Source organism: Paenibacillus allorhizosphaerae, assembly GCF_042659105.1.
In the GTDB taxonomy this organism is placed as follows: Bacteria; Bacillota; Bacilli; order Paenibacillales; family NBRC-103111; genus Paenibacillus_G; species Paenibacillus_G allorhizosphaerae.
Map to the genome: position 1 here is coordinate 57,980 of NZ_JBHSRV010000007.1, position 16,446 is coordinate 74,425.

The following is a 16,446-nucleotide window of genomic DNA, read 5'->3' on the forward strand; positions in this document are numbered from 1 at the left end:
GATTGGCATCCATAATCGCCTCTCGTGCCCTTCCCCCGCTATATGACGTACCGGGGTCAAGGGGGAACCGGTAGTCTGTCGCCCGAAGAGGGTTTTTCACCTGTTTTGCCGCACAACACGGAAAAGCTGTCTTTTACGTTTGCCATCCGTGGAAGTAGCCCCTTTTCGGATGAAACTTTCTTGCATCGGATTCCGCGCTTTATCTATAATCTTGAATTCCGGCTTCAAATGCTTGCCTGTCGTTATTTTCGATCCCGTGCAGCGCTTCCTGCAACGCAAAGGTACTTTTATAAAACTTTACTCGTTTTGAAATGTCAGACCCATCCGGGTATAAATGTATGCACATTTCATAAAAAGCTTCACCGTAACTGGACCATATTCCCGCAAAATCATACGCCGGGTCGCCCCATCCGGAACCTCCAAAATCGATAATCCCCGATAGGCTGCCTATATCCGGTCGCCATATAATATTGGATGCCCCAAAGTCGCCGTGAATCAACGCGGTTTGGATGCCCAAGCTGGTTTCGCTACTCAGAAAAGCTTCAAACCATTCGGAGACTTTCGTTTGTGCGTCTTTTCGCATATAAGGGAACAGTTTATTTTGTATGTTACGAAACAGTGCGCTCATTTCTTCATGAGGACCTTGATCCACCGGCTGCAGGAACTCATTTACGATTTCTCCGGAAGCCGAATGAAGCTCCGTCAGAAACGTTACGAGCTGCATTGCCAGTCCTTTTATCGAATCTTCATCTTTAACCCCGGCGAGGCTTTCTTTCCATAACGGAACTCCCGGGATCAAAGCATATCCGGTGAATACTTTTCCTACTTCACCCTCCTCAAAAGATTCATATAAAGGAAAGGGAATCGGCAGCGATACGATATTTTGGATGCATTCAAGAATTTTTTGCTCTTTTTTCATTGCGACGATTCCTGCTTCATACTTCGGAAACCGGAATACCAACGATTGATTTATAATGAACACATCGTTGTTTTGTCCGATGTCATTCACCACGTAGTCGTCAATGGTCAAATCGGGGTACACTTCTTTAATCCTGCTCATATATTTGTCGTGCATGCATAGCTGCTCCTTAGTTCCATTTATACTTGCGCTTCACAACATGAACCTGCGAATTCAGCCGTTCAGCGCCGCCATTTGATCGTATGCGTAAATATGGCTTCCCCCTCGTCCCGACAGCACCGCCTTTACCATCGATTTGGCAACCCATTCGGCCGGAATCGGCTTGTATTGACGGAGCGGCCCTGCCATTAAGGGAGAGATCGCGGATGACAGCCCCATGCCGATTTGTTCCCCGAAGCGGAATTCCTCCCGGTTCCCGAGCAGCAGCGAGGGCCTGAATATATGCAGGGCAGGAAGCTGCAGCCGCATTAAATCTTCTTCCACCTCACCCTTCACTCTGCTGTAAAACACGTTCGACCGCGCATGGGCGCCAATCGCCGTAACGATCGCGAATTGCGAGGCTTTATATTTTTCCGCCAATCGGCCGAGCTGCATCGGGTACTCGTAATCGACCTGTTTGAACCGCTCCCGGGTTTGCGCCTTCTTGATCGTCGTACCGAGGCAGCAGAACACGTGCGCATTCGGAATGTACGGCCTAAGCGGCTCCTCCAAAGAGGTATAGTCCGTTCTGATCTGGATGCATTTCTCGTTCGGCTCCTCCCACGGCGTTCGAACCAAAGCCACGACTTTCCCGTAAAACGGCTGGCCGAGCAGTTCCTTGACCACTTGTCGGCCGATCAGCCCTGTCGCCCCGGCTACAATGGCTGTATGACTCATCATTCGATCTCCCTTTCACTCTTGATCATTAAGACTCGACTCGGTACATAACTTGTCCGATTCGCAACGACGAAAAAACGGACCTCCGCACCAAGCGAAGCGTCCGTAATCGTTGCCGCTATGACTGAAGCTTCCCGATGGGGCCGGCGGGGTCGATGATATCCTGCACTTCGGCAAACGGAATTTCGAACGTCGGAAACCCGTAGGCGTACGGCGTATATTCATAGAGTTGAAAATAAATGACGATTGCCCGGTCCGTCAAATAAAACGGCTGATCCGGCGGGATGGCGTGAAATTCCGTAAGCATCGGGATGTCGCGCGCTTTAAACTCCCGTTTGATTATATCGGACAGTCTGCGAATATAATCGCTGCCCTGTTTGAACAAATCGGCGAGCTTGTATTCCGCCCCGTTCTCAAGATTGAACGTTTGCGAGCTCTGGTACGTGATGCCGTGCGCAGCCCCCTGCGCATACCCGTAATTTTCGTACAGCAAGCTAAGCAGCCCGTTCTTGTGCAGCTTGACGTGATAATTGCCCGTGACCGATTTGGACGGATCGCCGACATACCCTTGCTGGCGGATCAAATCGTACTGCGCATCCATAATCGCGCTGTTAATCATTCGCCTGACAAGGCCGTCGCGAATACCCTCGACCTGCGGATATTTCACGTCCAGCCGCGGTTTCACCAGTCTCCGCGTAACGATCTTTTCTTTCCGGACTCTGACTTCCTCGTCGTACTCTCTGTCTATCGCGCTCACTCCCCCGCCCCGTATGCTAATGAAATATATGCGAGGGGCATGCGGGACATGACTTAAGCGGAACGCGCGCCAATAAACTTCGGGTTATTTCGCCGCCGGCTGGAAAAACTCGAGACGTTCCCCGTCCGGTCCGTAAAAAAAGGCGATTTTGACGCCATTCAAAATGACGCGGGGCGTCTCGTCCATCATACGCACGCCGAGCCCTTTGAGCCGCTCCACTTCCGCTTCGATATCGCTGACCGTAAAGGCGATATGGTGTACCTTGCCGCTGTCGGATAACCCGTCCGATCCGCGACCGATCAGCTCAAGCTCGATGTCGGCCGAGCCCGGAAAGGACAGGAACCCGAGCTCCACGCCGTCCGCCAGTTTAGCCCGGTTTACGAGCTGCAAACCGATGACCTCCGTGTAAAACTTGACGGAAGCATCCATATCGTTCACCATCACGCCAATATGCTCTAATTTATGTATCATGTCTTGTCAGCACCTCTCATCCTTTTATTGTCAATCGATGTCTCTCATTTGAACATACCATGGGCTCGTCCCGATTGCAATCAGGTAAAAGGCAAACTTTGGGATTGTAGAAAAAAGCCGATTTCTTTATACTTGACTCTGTTGTGTACACGGACAAGTCGTCTGACTTCAGAGGAGAATTGCGTCATGGAACTGCCCTCATTTGAAATGCTTTTATTTTTGATCGCCGTAGGCTTTATAGCGGCTTTTGTCGATTCCGTCGTCGGCGGCGGCGGAATCATCGCATTGCCCGCGCTGATGATGACCGGCCTTCCGCCGAGTATGGCGCTTGGCACCAATAAGCTCGGGGGCACGCTGTCATCGTTAACAAGCACGATTTCCTTTTTATCTTCGGGCAAAATCAACGGAAAATTCGTGCTCGCCCTCTTCCCGCTTTCTTTCACAGGTTCCGCGCTCGGCACGTATACCGTGCATTTGCTGCCGTCTTCCTTTTTACGCCCTGTCGTGGTAGGAATGCTCGTTATCATTTTGATCTATACGCTGCTCAAAAAGAACTGGAACGGCGCCGGTGCACCCATTCCACTTACTCCGGCCCGCATCGTCGCCACCAGCGTCTGCGCCTTTGTGTTGGGCTACTATGACGGATTTTTCGGTCCCGGCACCGGCTCGTTCCTGCTTTTTATGTTTTTGCTGCTCGGTTACGATTTCGTCGGCGCATCGGCCAATGCCAAAGTGCTCAATTTCGCGAGCAATGTCGCGAGTCTGGCCTCGTTCTTCTACTTTAAATCGGTCCATATCGGCTACGGCCTGCCTATGGGCCTGTCGATGATCGTCGGGGCGATCGTCGGGTCTCAGGTGGCGATCCGCCGAGGCTCGAAATACGTCAAACCGCTGTTTATCGGGGTGACGACGCTTCTGATCGGCAAACAGCTGTGGGATGTGCTTCACGGATAGTGGAATAAGGAACAAAAATGAGCACCGAACGCAAATTGGCCGGGTCCCGTAGCCTGAACACTTTAATAAGTGTACGGCCTATGGGACCGGCTTTATGCGTAACGTGCTCTTTTTGTACCATGAAGCCTTGCCGTTCCCGTTCACCAAGTCACGGCTCCAGCGCACCGTACGTACTCAAATAATCGGCAGGCACCGGCTTGATCTGGTTGCTGGTAAACTCCGCCATCGGATCGGCTGCAATATGCGGGTCGTTCACGAGCCGCACATCTTCCCATAAGCATTCGACGCCTAGATCTCCCGCAAACCCGGCAAACATGCCGCACCCGCTGCAATATTTCGTCTTCTGCGCTTCGTTTAAATTCACGACTCTGTTGCGGAGGCAGCAATACACTTTCCCGCCCTCATCCGCCATGTTGATATGAAGAACTGGTTTCACTCCATGCGTCTCCTTTCCCGCTGTTCCATTAGAAGGTAATAACCATTATATATGCGGACGAACCTCAATATGTGATATTTTCTCGTCATAATGGATTCGGGAAAGATGGATCCCGTTCAGAAAAAAATGTCCGCTGCACGAACTTTCGGCGAGCTTTTTGCGACTATAAGGTGGAAAGGTGACATTCACCTGGTCGAGGATATTTTTCAGGATACGTTCCTTACTGCGTACCGCGAATTATCCGAAAGCCGTCCGGTGAAAAGATAAGTGAAACGAAAAAATGAGCACTCTCTCGCAGCCTCACGGCAGCCAGAAATGCTCATTTTTTTCATTTTCGGATCATCTCCGAGCCCCGCTGATATACAATCGCGTCTCAAGTAGGGAGCATCGCTGCTTCATGTTGCGGCAATGCTATGATTCGGCCGAGGCTTCCGATTCTCCGCTCTCTTCTTCCGTCTCGGCAAACTGTGTGTGGTACAGATGCGCATACAGGCCTTCCCTGGCAAGCAATTCCTCGTGCCGGCCCGTGTCGACGACGCGGCCGTTCTCCAGCACGACAATCCGGTTCGCGGAGCGGATCGTCGACAGCCGGTGTGCGATGACAAGCGTCGTACGCCCCCGCATCAGCTCGTCGAGCGCTGCCTGGACGTATGCCTCCGAGGCCGAGTCGAGATGCGACGTCGCCTCGTCGAGGATCAGGATGCGCGGGTTCTTCAGGATCGCCCGCGCGATGGCAAGACGCTGCCGCTCCCCGCCCGACAGCCGGTGGCCGCGTTCTCCGACGGTCGTGTCGTAGCCCTCGGGCAAGGCGGCGATCACGTCGTGGATGTAAGCCTTGCGGCACGCTTCTTCCATCTCCTCCTGCGATGCGCCCGGGCGGGCGAACAGCAGGTTATCCCGGACGCTGGCGTGGAACATGAACGACTCCTGGGTAACGAAGGCCACCTGCTTGCGCAAGCTTTCAAGCGTGACCCCCTTCACATCGTTGCCGTCCACCATGACCTCCCCTTCGGTCGGGTCGTACAATCGTGCCAGCATGCCGATCAGCGTTGATTTGCCGGCGCCGCTCGGACCGACAATGGCGACGACCTCCCCTGGGTTCGCTTCGAAGCTTACGTCTCGCAGCGCGAGCTGCCCCGGCTCGTAGCTGTAGGACACATGCCGGAACGCGACATGCCCCGCCGATTCCGGCAGCGCTGACGCGTCTTTGCGGTTCGCCACTTCCGGTTCCATATCGGAATACTCGAACAGCCGCTGAAAGACGCCGAGCGCCGTTCCGAGCTCCACATGCAGGTTGAGCAGCGTGCTGACCGGACCGTACAGCCGGCCGAGGTAGGCTGTGAAAGCGACGATGCCGCCGATTGTCATCGAGCCGTGGATTACGTTATACCCGCCGTATAAATAGATGAGTGCGGTGCCGAGCGGCCCAAGCAGGCCGAGCACCATCATATACCAGCGTCCTACGAGGTTGAGCCGCAGCTCCAGATCCATCACCTTCTGGTTCAGCGTGGTGAACTGCTTTTGCTGAACCGGTTCCTGCTGAAAAATCCGCGTCAGCAGCGCGCCGGATACGCCAAAAATTTCGCCGAGCTGCCCGGACATTTCGCCGCGCACCCGCTGCGTGTCGCCGCGCAGCCGTTTGCGCACCTCCGATACTTTGCGCACCGGCAAGATGAAGAGCGGCAAGATGACCGTGGCGAGTATCGCCAGCCGCCAGTCGAGCGCAAACAAAATGACTACGGTCGTCAGCACGACGACCGATTGCGTAACGGCAGAGACGACAACCGACGTCACGACGTTTTGCACCGCCTGCACGTCGCCGGTCAAGCGCTGCACGATTTCTCCCGCCTTCGCATCGGTAAAGAAGCTCATGGACTGGCGCTGCAAGTTGGCGAACAGCGACTGGCGCAAGTCGCGCATGACGCCCTGCCCGACCTTCGTGTTTTCATGGTTCTGCCATACGCCGAGCAGCCCGCTCGCGAGCGGCAGCAGCACCATGAGCAGCACAAGGTTTAGCAGCTGCCTCGTATCCCCGTTCGGCAGCGCTTTGTCGATGATGTCCTTCATGATGAGCGGCGGGATCAGGCCGATGGCCGATCCGACAAGCGCCAGCACCAGGATGGCCGCAAGCTGCCAGCGATACCCTTTGAACAAGCCGTAAATCCGGGAGAGCGATACGTCCTTCAAGGTCGCCCGTCCCCTGCCCTGCAGGGCGGATCGGCCTCCGCCTCCTCCGCCTTCTCCCCAACGCATGTCTCTCATCGCGATTCCTCCCCGTTTGCGGCGGCGGCGCAGCTAACGCAATCCGATCCCGCGGCCGTCAGCCTCCGCCCCGCCGTTTTCCTGCTCCAACGGAAATACGCCGCGGATAGCCGCAACGATTTCCCCCGCCATCGTCATGACCCGATACAGCGACGTGCTTTGCAATATCGCATATTTTTGTCCGCTATCGACATTGACAATGCCTGCAATTGAATAATCTCCTACCATCGGAAGCTGCTTGCCGACGGATTTGCCCGGTTCGATAGGACGGTTGGATACTTGAAACCACGCAAGGGATGCCGCCTGACCGAGACAGGCGTCGATGGCGAGCACTTTTTTGCCCGGCGGCATTTCCATTAGCCGCTCCCGCATATTGCTCGCATCGAACGGGTAGGCGAGCGTGCCGATCACGTCCGGGTATCCCGCTTCCGTCAGCATCGTGCCAACCAGCGGGCCGAGCGCATCCCCCGAGGATCGGTCGGTGCCGATGCACAGAAACAACAGATCTGCGGAGCTTACCCCTTCATTCTTGATGTGAAGAAGAAAATCGGGCAGCTCGGCTGCTTTAATTTTTTTGCGGTACAGCGGTGGTACCGAATGGTCCGGCATGGTCGTTTTCTCCTTCCCCTTCTCCGTTTGTCCCTTCATTGTAGCATACTGCGAGCGCTTCCATCCCGCAACATTTGTTGCCGCCTTAATACGCATGCTATAATTTTTTTAAGATACTTGGAATCCGACATCTTGCGAGACGAAAGGCGGTACTGCTGCGATGCACATCATGGCCGTTTGGTCGCTCGTTGCGCTTGTATATTGGCTGTTCATGCTGTGGGATACGCTGCAGGCGCGCAAATGGATGCTGACGCTGCATCCGCCGGATAGCCCTCCGCTCCGTCCCGAAAGCCAGCGGCCGGCACCCGGCAACGATACGCCGCTCGTCTCCGTCATCGTTGCCGCAAAGGAAGAAGAAGCTTCCATCACGGAAACGGTACGGCATTTGCTGAGCCAAACCTACCCCCGATTGGAAATTATCGCCGTCAACGACAGGTCGCAGGATGCAACCGGACGCAAGCTGGACGAGCTGCGCCGCTGGTCGGAAGGCCGGAGCGCAATTGAAGTGCCGCTGCGGGTGATCCACATTACGGCGCTGCCGTCCGGTTGGCTCGGCAAAAACCATGCCTTGTATCAAGGCTACTTGCAGGCTCGCGGTTCGTACTTGCTGTTCACCGATGCGGATGTGCTGTTCGAGCCGGGGACGATTGCCGATGCCGTTCGGTATATGCGAGAGGAACAGGCGGATCATCTGACGTTAGCGCCGCAAATGCTTGTCAAAGGCTTCTGGCTGAGGGCTTTCGTATACTATTTCTTCTTTACTTTCAGTTTATATATACGGCCGTGGCGAGCCAATGACGATTTGCAACATCGCCACGGCATGGGGATCGGCGCCTTCAATCTGCTAACGCGCAACGCTTACGAACGGATCGGCACCCACCGGGCGTTCGCCCTGCGTCCGGACGACGATCTGCACCTCGGCCGGCTGATCAAAGCAGCGAGGCTGCGCCAAAGATTGGCACTTGCGTCGCGGCATATCGCGGTTGAATGGTACCGCAGCCTGTCCGAAGCAGTCCGCGGGCTGGAGAAGAACCTGTTCTCCGGGTTCGGCTACCGGCTGCCCTTGGCGACGCTCGGGGTCATCGGGCTGCTCGCGGTGTTCCTGTTCCCGTTCATCGGCCTTTTCGCCGCCCAAGGCTGGCCCGCTGCCGTGTTCGGCCTGGACGTCGTGCTGATGGTAACTGTCTATGTGCTGCTCGCGCGTTCCATTACCGGACCTGTAGGAACGGAAATCATCGCCTTCCCGTTGACGGTATGCCTGCTCTGTTATACCGTCATCCGTTCCGTCTGGCTTACGCTCCGGCAGCGCGGCATTTATTGGCGGGGAACGTTTTATTCGTTGAAAGAACTGAAGCGAATGACCGGGCCGGATGACTGAACCTTCATCGTTTTTTAACACTGCGCCGGCTCGATTTGCTATACAATGAAACCAGATCAACGATAGGAGAGGTGAAACCCAAATGAACCTTACCTTCAAACAAATGAAGTATGCTTTGGCGAGCATGCTGCTCACATTCACTTTGGTCGTTGTTTATCAGTGCACGCAAGTTTAAACCGTATAAGGATACAGCAGCTGATCTACGCTGATCTACGCTGCCCTACGATCCGATTGCTCAAGCAGGCCGAACGCCTGCTTTTTTGCTTTTCCGTCAGTCCGGCTGCGTCTCCGGCTTTCCGCCGGCCAGTTTCCCCTGCTGCCGAAACTCGCTCGGGCTCAACCCGGTTTCCTTCTTAAAATTGCTGCTGAAATAATGGATGCTCGTATACCCTAGCCGATCGGCGATTTCATCGAGCTTCTCCCCGCGCAGCAGCGATTGCTTCGCCTGCCTGATTCGTTCCGCAATGAGATACTGCTTCGGATTCGTTTTCACTTCCTGATGGAACAATTTCGTAAAATAACTCGGATGATAGCCGCAAAGCTGTGCCAGCTCCGCAACCGACCACGCTTTGCCCGGATGATCCCGCATTGCGCGGAGCGCCGATTCGATTTTGCTGACGTTCTTGGTCGCTTCCCGGTTTACCAGCTGGCCGACGATCGACGAGAGCAGTTCCATCATCCGCGCTCTCAGCAGGAGCGGCTGCGCGTGCTGCGCCTGATACTCGCTTACGATGGAGCTCATGACCGGCTCCACACCGCCGATCGCGAAATGATGCGGAACCGCCATCTCCCCATGACTGTCCACCGTCAGTTGAACCGGTTCCGGAAGTCGCTCCAGGTCGCTGTCCGGGACGCTGCGAATGCCGTAGGCCGGGTGCAACGGAACCGGAGTGGACTCATTCCAGCCGAAATGCAAACTGTAGTATTGTGTCGGCGCGTCCGTCTTCAATATATGCGGACTGTCCGGACCGTAAAACACACATTCGCCCGGCTTTACTCGGTAATGCTCGGGTCCGAGCTGAAGTGTTGCCTCGCCCGCAATCACATAAAACAATTGACAGTCCGGAATTCGGCGGGGACCCCACACGTTCCCTGTACCTGCCGACGCGCGCGCCGCAAAATGGACGGCCGGCCGGATGTCATACAAATGTCCGATGTTCACTCCGATGTCCCCTTCGCAAATCTCGAAAAATCACAACAAACCGTTTGAATTATTCTAAATACTTCCCTACTGCCATTTTGTAATATATGTTCATAAGCAATTGAATTCATTATAACACTAGCGAAAAGGGGTGCAACGGCATGTTAAGTGCTGCACAATTGGAAGAATTCGAAAATAACGGTTTTTTGAAAGGGGCGGTCATCTTAAACGATGACGAAGTGGAAGCGCTCCGCAACGAATTGGATTTGGTCATGGAAGGCAAGTCTGTCAAGCGCCCCGTGCTGAGCCGCAACATGAAAGAAGCGGGAGGCAAAAACGAAAGCAACCTGTACGACAACATGAAAATGAGCGTGAATGAAAAAGTGGTGCAAATCGTCAACATTTGGATGGCCAGCGACGTATTTTTCAAGCATGCGAGCCATCCGAGGCTGACCGAAGAGATCGCCCAGTTGTGCAAAACCGACACCGTCCGCATATGGCATGACCAGATTCAGTATAAACCCCCTGTATCCGGCGGGCCGACGGGCTGGCACCAAGATCACCCGCTATGGCCGATCATTCAACCGGCCGATTTGGTTAGCGCCTGGGTTGCGCTGGACGATGCCGTAATCGAGAACGGCTGCATGTGGATGGTACCCGGCAGCCACAAATGGGGCAATCATCAAAAATATTTGGCGAGCACGCCGGATTTCAAGCCGTATCATAAGCAGCCCGAGCTGCTGCCGGAGGGCGCCGTCGTCGAGGCCGTTCCATTCGAGATCAAGAAAGGCCAGGTCGGCTACCATCACTGCATGACGTGGCACGGCAGCCCGCATAACCGCTCCCAACTGAAACGCCGGGCGATCGCCGTACACTATATGCCAGGCCATACCCGCTACGAGCCCACTTCCAATCACGTCATGCACGATTATGTGGAAGTGAAGCCCGGCGAGATTCTTACCGGCGAACATTTCCCCGTCGTTTTCGGCAGAGGGTAACGTTCACCCATACCGCATCGGTAGTAACGGACAAGAGTTTGAATCGATAACCCTCTCTTCGGGGTTCGCGCTTCAAGCTCTTTTCTGCATTCCTTCATCGGTATTCCGTCATTCCGGCGTCAGCCTCCGCCTCTGCAGGATGCTTGCATGAATGATTTGATGTACAATATAGTGTATGGAACTATATAAATGAGGTGAAACGATTGGAGCAGCAGCAACATTCCGCGCAGGAGCCGCAACCGGCAGAACAGGTCCCGCAATACAAGCAATGCGCTCACTGCAAGGAGCAGAAGCTGCTTGCCGAATTTTTACGCAGAACCGGGCGCCGCTCCGGCATAGCATCCCGCCGCGGCGCATGCCGGGCTTGCCGCAAACTGCGGAAAGAGGAGGCTCGCCTGTCTGTGGGGGGCGATCACGATGAGGAAAGCGGGCTTTCCGTGTCTTCCCTTCCATCGGGAACGGAAGAACGCCGCCCTGCCGAAGAGCGAATCGACGTCGCACCGTCTCCGAAGCGGCGCATGCGGCGGCCGCTGCCGGTGCCGCCGCCAAGACCGGAAGGTCCGAGCGAGTCGATCCTGCGGCCGAACCGCCAAGGAATCGTCCGCATGCGCGGCAAAACGGACAAAGGCCGTCGCTGGCAGCAGGAGACCGACCTGGAAACGGCAGTCACGCTTGTCCGGGAGCATGCCGCCGTCGTCGTCAACCGGCACATGATCCGTCGCATATACACGAATCGCGCGTTCCGAAATTACATTCTTACCCGGGACCAGCATATTTGCTACTATTGCGGGGAATACGGCGATACGATCGACCACCTGCTTCCGCGCGCCAAGGGCGGTCATACGACGCCAGTCAACTGCGTCTGTGCCTGCAACGAGTGCAATCAGAGCAAGGCTGACCGCAGTCTGGAAGAATTCATCGTATCCGAGCCGTAGTACCTGAGCCGCAAGCCACACCCAACATTCGATCTGCACGCGGTGCCATTTAGGATAAAACTCGGTATATTGGGATCAATCCCACATCGTCGAAGGCTAAACCGCCGCCGAAACCTTTCCGAACGACACGGCTTGCTCAGAAAGTGGACAAGCTCAGGTTTGCCCGCTACGAAAGAAACGTTATGGAGCAACCCGGTTTCATCCCGGCTTGCTTCATAACGTTTTTGTCCGTCTTGCCGCTGCTATTCGTTCATTATAATTTTTTCTGACTTTCAAATACGCTCGATTCCCGGTAATTGACGTCCAATCTAAGTTTGCCTGCAAGATTACGGTCGATGTCCCCTGCTTCATACATTTGTTGAATGGCGTTGCGCTCCGATTGAATCGCTTTAAGCTCCAGCTCTCTCCGCTTCAGGCCGGGCTTGATCTTCGATGCGCTCCAGTGCCTGTCGTTCTGAAGATCCAGCTCCAGCTCCCGGTAATCGGCAATAACGGCGAGCGCCGTCCCCCGTCTATCTTCCGTTTCCGACTCCTTGATTCGTCGAATGGCAGCGTCGATCGCTTCAAGCTTTAATGCTTTATAGATGTCCCAGTCCGGATGTGACGGGGTCAAGATCCCTTCTTTCGCCTTGCGACCCTTGAAGAGCCGGCTCAAGGCCGACCAGGCCACAATCAGCAGCAGCTTGATCTTAAACCGGTTCGTCAAGATGAGCTCCATTCGGTTGAGCGACGTCTGGAACCGTTCCGCGAATGGCGGCGTAATCCGTTCCTCGCGCAGCCACCGCTCAGCGACTTCGCGTTCCGCCTGCAAGGCGTCAAGGCGAATCGCGACGGCGGCTCTCCAGGCTTCTCCAATGTTCGAATGTCCTTCCAGCTTCGTATGCTGCAATCGCCGGGTGTAATTGGAGATCAGCTCGAGCGCTTCCCGCTTGTTAACATCGTCCATTTCCTCGCGAACGGTGCACAATCCGGCCTCCAGCACCCGAATGCGCGCCTTGCGCTCGTCTTTCTTCCGATTGCCGGCGTGAGCCCCGGTTTCTTCGGGCTTACGCGTAAGGAGCGGCAGGAATATGCTGGCTGAAACAAGCGTGAGCAAAATAACGCCGGCGCAAATGAACAAAATCAAGCTTCGTTCGGGAAACGGGCTGCCGCCTTGTATCACGATCGGGATCGAGAAAGCGGCCGCCAGCGTCAAGGCGCCGCGGACGCCGGAAAGCGCCGTCAGCAGCGCGGAGCGCACCTGCCGGTCGGTAACCCACACCCAGCAAAACCGCAGCAGCATGAGCACGAGCGTAATGATCAAGATGTAGCCGATCACTTGCCCGTTTCGGTACGAGGGGTCTTCCCATATTTTCGTCACGACGCCCGGGATTTCAAGCCCCAGCAAAATAAACACCAGACCGTTCAACGAAAACAAAATGACGGACCAGGTGCTGTCGGATACGATCCTGAGACGAAGCGACGCCGACTCCTCCATCCGGTCCCGCTCGATCGCGTGAACGACCCCGGCCGCAACAACGGCAAGAATGCCCGATACATGGCATTCTTCGGCCGCCAAGTAAATGACGAACGGCGTAAGGATGATAATCAGCATATGCAAGGTCACGTCTTCTACGCCGAGCCGGCGCAGGAATACCCTGAGCCAAATGACGGCGAAACCGAGCAGCGCCCCGATCACGATCCCTCCGATGGCGATCACCACAAAACTGCCGATCGCCTTCGGCAGCGAGAATTGCCCCGTTACGGTCGCGGCGATGGCAAAGTTGAAGGCCACCAGACCGGAAGCGTCATTCATCAGCGCCTCGCCTTCAAGCAGATGCATGATTTTGCCGGGCAGCTTCACCCTCCCCGATAACGAACCTACGGCTACCGCATCGGTCGGCGATAAGATCGCCGCGAGCGCGAATGCGGCCGACAACGGGATGGCGGGAATGAGCCAGTGAATAAACGGGCCCGCAATCAAAACGGTAGTAAACACGAGTCCCAGCGCCAGCAGCAGGATGTAAGCCCGAAGCTTCCACAACTCCTCGCGCGGCGTCATTTTTCCGTCATTGAAGAGCAACGGCGCAATGAACAAGACGAGGAACAGCTCCGGGTTCAATGGCACATGATGCAGCCCCGGCAAATAAGCCGCAACGACGCCGAGCGCAATCTGGATCAGTGGGACGGGAATGAAAGGCACGAAACGTTGGATTACATTGGAAATGGCAATGAGCACAAGCAGCGCCAGCACCATGAGCAGCAGTTCCATACAAGCCATCCAGCTCCTTACTCGGGTTATCCCGTTCAATATGATCCATGTTTAGTTAGCATCTCCAAACGTGCAAAAAAAAGCCGGATCCTCGCTCGGGCAAACGGAATAAAAACGGCAAAAGCCCCCGCAGTCGGACTGCAGGGGTGAAATTACATGAACGTGATTAATATTTCATCCACATCTTACGAACGCCGTGAACCACGAAAGCACCGGAGAATACAATCATTGAGACCACGCCTAGCAAGTCGAGGACTGGATCCAAGCTGGACAAAATGGTGCCGGCAACCGGGGTTTCGATCAATGCGTAACCCCCGACAAGCCCGCCCAAATAGGTTAGAAATTTATCCATATCGCCACCTCCTATCCTTCTATAGCAATATACTATGAAAGAAGAACAAGAGTTGTCATGGACAAAGCTCCAAATTTACGCAATTCGGTTCAAATGTCCATCATTTTGGGGGTCATGCCCGCCGCTGCAGATATGAAATCGATTTCGGATGCGAAATAATCGGGTTTCACATAAAAAGGAACCGAAACATTATGTAAACGACTTCATACGGGCCGTAACGGGTTATTTTTTGCCATTTATCGGTTGGACAGTACAAGGAAAGACGTGGATAATGGGGGAAGACATTGACAGAAAGACAGAAAGAGGGAATCGGATTGGAACGAGACGATCGGGATCGCGAATGGACTGATGAAGCGGATCCGAAAAAAAGCCGGTGGCACTATTTCGGCGTCTACACGTGGCTTCTTTCGTTTATGAAGCCGTACGCATGGCAAATGACGCTGTTTATTATTTTCGGTCTCGTCATTTCCTTGTCGCAGATGGGCATTTTCCGCGTTCTGCAGTATATTATCGATCATATCATCACGGCCAAAGATTTGGAAAAATTCCGCTTTATCGTCCTGGTGCTGATCGGCGTGCTCGTCTGCATGTTCGGCGCGATGGCCGCCAACAACCTGCTCTCCCGGCTCGTCCGCGAGAAAGCGTCCCGCGACCTGCAGTATGCCTGTATGAAGCAGCTTCGCCGGCTCGGCTTCGCTTATTACGAAAAGCACGGCGTCGGCGAAACGTTATCTCTACTGAACACGGACGTCTCCTCGGTACAAGGGATTTACCAGAAGCATTTTCCGAGCCTCGTCAATAACGGATTGATGATGTTCGTCGCGCTCGGCTTTGTCGTCCACACGAACGCGAAGCTGTTTCTGGTGACCGTCCCATGCGTGTTCCTCTACTATTTGATCGGGCCGTATTTTACGAAAAAATCTTCCTACTGGGGAAAAGTGAGCAAAGACCGGCGGACGGAATGGAACCGGAAAATATACGAGAGTATCTCGGGGCTTACGGAAATGAGAGCGCACCAGCGGGAAGCGTGGGATTTGGAACGGTACGAAGCAAAGCACGAGCATTTCAACGTAAGCCAGAAAAAACAATACGCTTACCGGAGCGTTCGCGTCATCGCCAGACAGCTGTCATCGCTCGCGGGCATGCTGGTCATGTTCACGTACGGCGCCTACTTGAATCGGATGGGCTCCCTTACGGTCGGAGAATTTGTCGCGTTCGTCATGTACTATCAGATGATGAATCAGCAATCGGCCCAAATCGTATCGATTCTCGTCGATCAGAGCCTGCTGCTGCATCAGGGCGAGAAAATTAAGGAATTCATGGAGCTCGAGCCCGATGTGAAGGAGCCGGAATCGCCGGTGCTGCTGCGCAAAGTTCGCGGCGAGTTAAGCTTCCGGAACGTCCACTTCAGCTACGGCAGCCGGGACATTTTGCACGGGTTCGACCTCCAGGTCCGCGCCGGGGAACGGATCGCTTTGGTCGGCCCGAGCGGCAACGGCAAATCGACGATCCTCAAACTGATCGGGCGGTTTTACGATCCGTGCGACGGCGAGTTGGCGTTGGACGGCGTGCCGCTGAAACAATTGCCGCTATCACAAATTCGGGATAGCATCGGCTACGTATTTCAAGAAACGTATTTATTCGGCGCTTCCATTCGCGAGAACATCCGTTTCGGGTATCCCGACGCCAGCGAGGAGCAGGTCGTCGAAGCGGCCAAGGCCGCCAATGCGCATGAGTTCATTATGAAGCTGAAGGACGGCTACGACACGCTCGTCGGGGAACGAGGCGTCAAGCTGTCCGGCGGCCAGCGGCAGCGCCTCTCGATTGCGCGCATGTTTATTAAAAATCCGAAAATCATTTTGCTCGACGAAGCGACGTCCGCCTTGGACAACGTGAGCGAAATCGAGGTACTGAAGGCGCTCGACAACTTGATGCAAGGACGTACGACCGTTACGGTCGCTCACCGGATCTCCACCGTCCGGCACTATGACCGCATCGTCGTGGTCAAGGACGGCATCGCGGCGGAGGAAGGAAGCTATCAGGAGCTGCTCGGCGGCAGGGGCTGGCTGTATGAGCTCGAAGGCAGAATGCTAACAGGCGGTTAACG

General features: G+C 54.9%; 15 protein-coding genes. 5 read left to right on the top strand and 10 right to left on the bottom strand.

Annotated features, from left to right (window positions below):
- Positions 1 to 199: 199 nt before the first annotated feature.
- The 4 genes from ACFQI7_RS23470 to ACFQI7_RS23485 form a co-directional block, all read right to left on the bottom strand.
- Positions 200 to 1,075 carry a phosphotransferase family protein gene (locus tag ACFQI7_RS23470; protein ID WP_218099996.1) on the bottom strand — a complete coding sequence of 292 codons (876 nt, stop codon included), beginning with the start codon at positions 1,073 to 1,075 and terminating at the stop codon, positions 200 to 202.
- 57 nt (positions 1,076 to 1,132) lie between these two features.
- Positions 1,133 to 1,798 (bottom strand): NAD-dependent epimerase/dehydratase family protein, encoded by a 666-nt coding sequence (locus tag ACFQI7_RS23475; protein WP_230415125.1) that lies wholly within the window; start codon positions 1,796 to 1,798, stop codon positions 1,133 to 1,135.
- A gap of 115 nt (positions 1,799 to 1,913) precedes the next feature.
- On the bottom strand, positions 1,914 to 2,552 hold the full coding sequence (locus tag ACFQI7_RS23480) for a DUF3298 and DUF4163 domain-containing protein (protein WP_230415127.1): 639 nt from the start codon (positions 2,550 to 2,552) through the stop codon (positions 1,914 to 1,916).
- Between the two features lie 84 nt (positions 2,553 to 2,636).
- The gene (locus ACFQI7_RS23485) at positions 2,637 to 3,023 is read right to left on the bottom strand and encodes a VOC family protein (protein ID WP_218099997.1); all 387 of its coding nucleotides are present in this window, start codon (positions 3,021 to 3,023) and stop codon (positions 2,637 to 2,639) included.
- 186 nt (positions 3,024 to 3,209) lie between these two features.
- Here ACFQI7_RS23485 and ACFQI7_RS23490 point away from each other — a divergent pair, with 186 nt between their 5' ends.
- Positions 3,210 to 3,977 carry a sulfite exporter TauE/SafE family protein gene (locus tag ACFQI7_RS23490; RefSeq protein ID WP_218099998.1) on the top strand — a complete coding sequence of 256 codons (768 nt, stop codon included), beginning with the start codon at positions 3,210 to 3,212 and terminating at the stop codon, positions 3,975 to 3,977.
- A gap of 148 nt (positions 3,978 to 4,125) precedes the next feature.
- Here the strand turns inward: ACFQI7_RS23490 and ACFQI7_RS23495 are convergent, their stop codons facing one another.
- The 3 genes from ACFQI7_RS23495 to yyaC all read right to left on the bottom strand — a co-directional run bounded on the left by ACFQI7_RS23495 (position 4,126) and on the right by yyaC (position 7,284).
- Entirely contained in the window at positions 4,126 to 4,413 is a 288-nt protein-coding gene (locus tag ACFQI7_RS23495; protein WP_218099999.1) for a hypothetical protein, read from the bottom strand.
- 411 nt (positions 4,414 to 4,824) lie between these two features.
- Positions 4,825 to 6,675 carry an ABC transporter ATP-binding protein gene (locus tag ACFQI7_RS23500; protein WP_230415129.1) on the bottom strand — a complete coding sequence of 617 codons (1,851 nt, stop codon included), beginning with the start codon at positions 6,673 to 6,675 and terminating at the stop codon, positions 4,825 to 4,827.
- A gap of 33 nt (positions 6,676 to 6,708) precedes the next feature.
- The gene (gene yyaC / locus ACFQI7_RS23505) at positions 6,709 to 7,284 is read right to left on the bottom strand and encodes a spore protease YyaC (RefSeq protein WP_218100000.1); all 576 of its coding nucleotides are present in this window, start codon (positions 7,282 to 7,284) and stop codon (positions 6,709 to 6,711) included.
- A 160-nt stretch (positions 7,285 to 7,444) separates the two neighbouring features.
- On the opposite strand from yyaC, the gene ACFQI7_RS23510 reads away from it, so the two are divergent.
- Positions 7,445 to 8,662 carry a glycosyltransferase gene (locus ACFQI7_RS23510; RefSeq protein WP_218100001.1) on the top strand — a complete coding sequence of 406 codons (1,218 nt, stop codon included), beginning with the start codon at positions 7,445 to 7,447 and terminating at the stop codon, positions 8,660 to 8,662.
- A gap of 271 nt (positions 8,663 to 8,933) precedes the next feature.
- Here the strand turns inward: ACFQI7_RS23510 and ACFQI7_RS23515 are convergent, their stop codons facing one another.
- Positions 8,934 to 9,824 (bottom strand): helix-turn-helix transcriptional regulator, encoded by an 891-nt coding sequence (locus ACFQI7_RS23515; protein WP_218100002.1) that lies wholly within the window; start codon positions 9,822 to 9,824, stop codon positions 8,934 to 8,936.
- A 140-nt stretch (positions 9,825 to 9,964) separates the two neighbouring features.
- Between ACFQI7_RS23515 and ACFQI7_RS23520 the strand changes: the two genes are divergently transcribed.
- Together ACFQI7_RS23520 and ACFQI7_RS23525 are read left to right on the top strand one after the other, a co-directional pair.
- A complete protein-coding gene (locus tag ACFQI7_RS23520; RefSeq protein ID WP_218100003.1) occupies positions 9,965 to 10,801 on the top strand; it encodes a phytanoyl-CoA dioxygenase family protein in 837 nt (278 codons plus the stop codon).
- A 203-nt stretch (positions 10,802 to 11,004) separates the two neighbouring features.
- Positions 11,005 to 11,736: an HNH endonuclease gene (locus tag ACFQI7_RS23525; protein WP_218100004.1), complete on the top strand. Its 732-nt coding sequence runs from the start codon at positions 11,005 to 11,007 to the stop codon at positions 11,734 to 11,736.
- A gap of 253 nt (positions 11,737 to 11,989) precedes the next feature.
- On the opposite strand, the gene ACFQI7_RS23530 is transcribed toward ACFQI7_RS23525, so the two are convergent.
- Together ACFQI7_RS23530 and ACFQI7_RS23535 are read right to left on the bottom strand one after the other, a co-directional pair.
- Positions 11,990 to 13,987: a Na+/H+ antiporter gene (locus ACFQI7_RS23530; protein WP_218100005.1), complete on the bottom strand. Its 1,998-nt coding sequence runs from the start codon at positions 13,985 to 13,987 to the stop codon at positions 11,990 to 11,992.
- A gap of 166 nt (positions 13,988 to 14,153) precedes the next feature.
- Positions 14,154 to 14,339, bottom strand: a complete 186-nt coding sequence (locus ACFQI7_RS23535; RefSeq protein ID WP_218100006.1) for a hypothetical protein — start codon at positions 14,337 to 14,339, stop codon at positions 14,154 to 14,156.
- Positions 14,340 to 14,623: 284 nt separating this feature from the next.
- Here ACFQI7_RS23535 and ACFQI7_RS23540 point away from each other — a divergent pair, with 284 nt between their 5' ends.
- Positions 14,624 to 16,444: an ABC transporter ATP-binding protein gene (locus ACFQI7_RS23540; RefSeq protein WP_218100007.1), complete on the top strand. Its 1,821-nt coding sequence runs from the start codon at positions 14,624 to 14,626 to the stop codon at positions 16,442 to 16,444.
- Positions 16,445 to 16,446 lie beyond the last annotated feature (2 nt).

What these genes read in the sequence shown, in the direction of transcription:
- yyaC (WP_218100000.1), bottom strand. Translation starts at nt 7,284, where the DNA reads ATGCCGGACCATTCGGTACCACCGCTGTACCGCAAAAAAATTAAAGCA.
- ACFQI7_RS23520 (WP_218100003.1), top strand. Translation starts at nt 9,965, where the DNA reads ATGTTAAGTGCTGCACAATTGGAAGAATTCGAAAATAACGGTTTTTTG.
- ACFQI7_RS23500 (WP_230415129.1), bottom strand. Translation starts at nt 6,675, where the DNA reads ATGAGAGACATGCGTTGGGGAGAAGGCGGAGGAGGCGGAGGCCGATCC.
- ACFQI7_RS23530 (WP_218100005.1), bottom strand. Translation starts at nt 13,987, where the DNA reads ATGGAACTGCTGCTCATGGTGCTGGCGCTGCTTGTGCTCATTGCCATT.
- ACFQI7_RS23490 (WP_218099998.1), top strand. Translation starts at nt 3,210, where the DNA reads ATGGAACTGCCCTCATTTGAAATGCTTTTATTTTTGATCGCCGTAGGC.
- ACFQI7_RS23475 (WP_230415125.1), bottom strand. Translation starts at nt 1,798, where the DNA reads ATGATGAGTCATACAGCCATTGTAGCCGGGGCGACAGGGCTGATCGGC.
- ACFQI7_RS23470 (WP_218099996.1), bottom strand. Translation starts at nt 1,075, where the DNA reads ATGCACGACAAATATATGAGCAGGATTAAAGAAGTGTACCCCGATTTG.
- ACFQI7_RS23535 (WP_218100006.1), bottom strand. Translation starts at nt 14,339, where the DNA reads ATGGATAAATTTCTAACCTATTTGGGCGGGCTTGTCGGGGGTTACGCA.
- ACFQI7_RS23485 (WP_218099997.1), bottom strand. Translation starts at nt 3,023, where the DNA reads ATGATACATAAATTAGAGCATATTGGCGTGATGGTGAACGATATGGAT.
- ACFQI7_RS23510 (WP_218100001.1), top strand. Translation starts at nt 7,445, where the DNA reads ATGCACATCATGGCCGTTTGGTCGCTCGTTGCGCTTGTATATTGGCTG.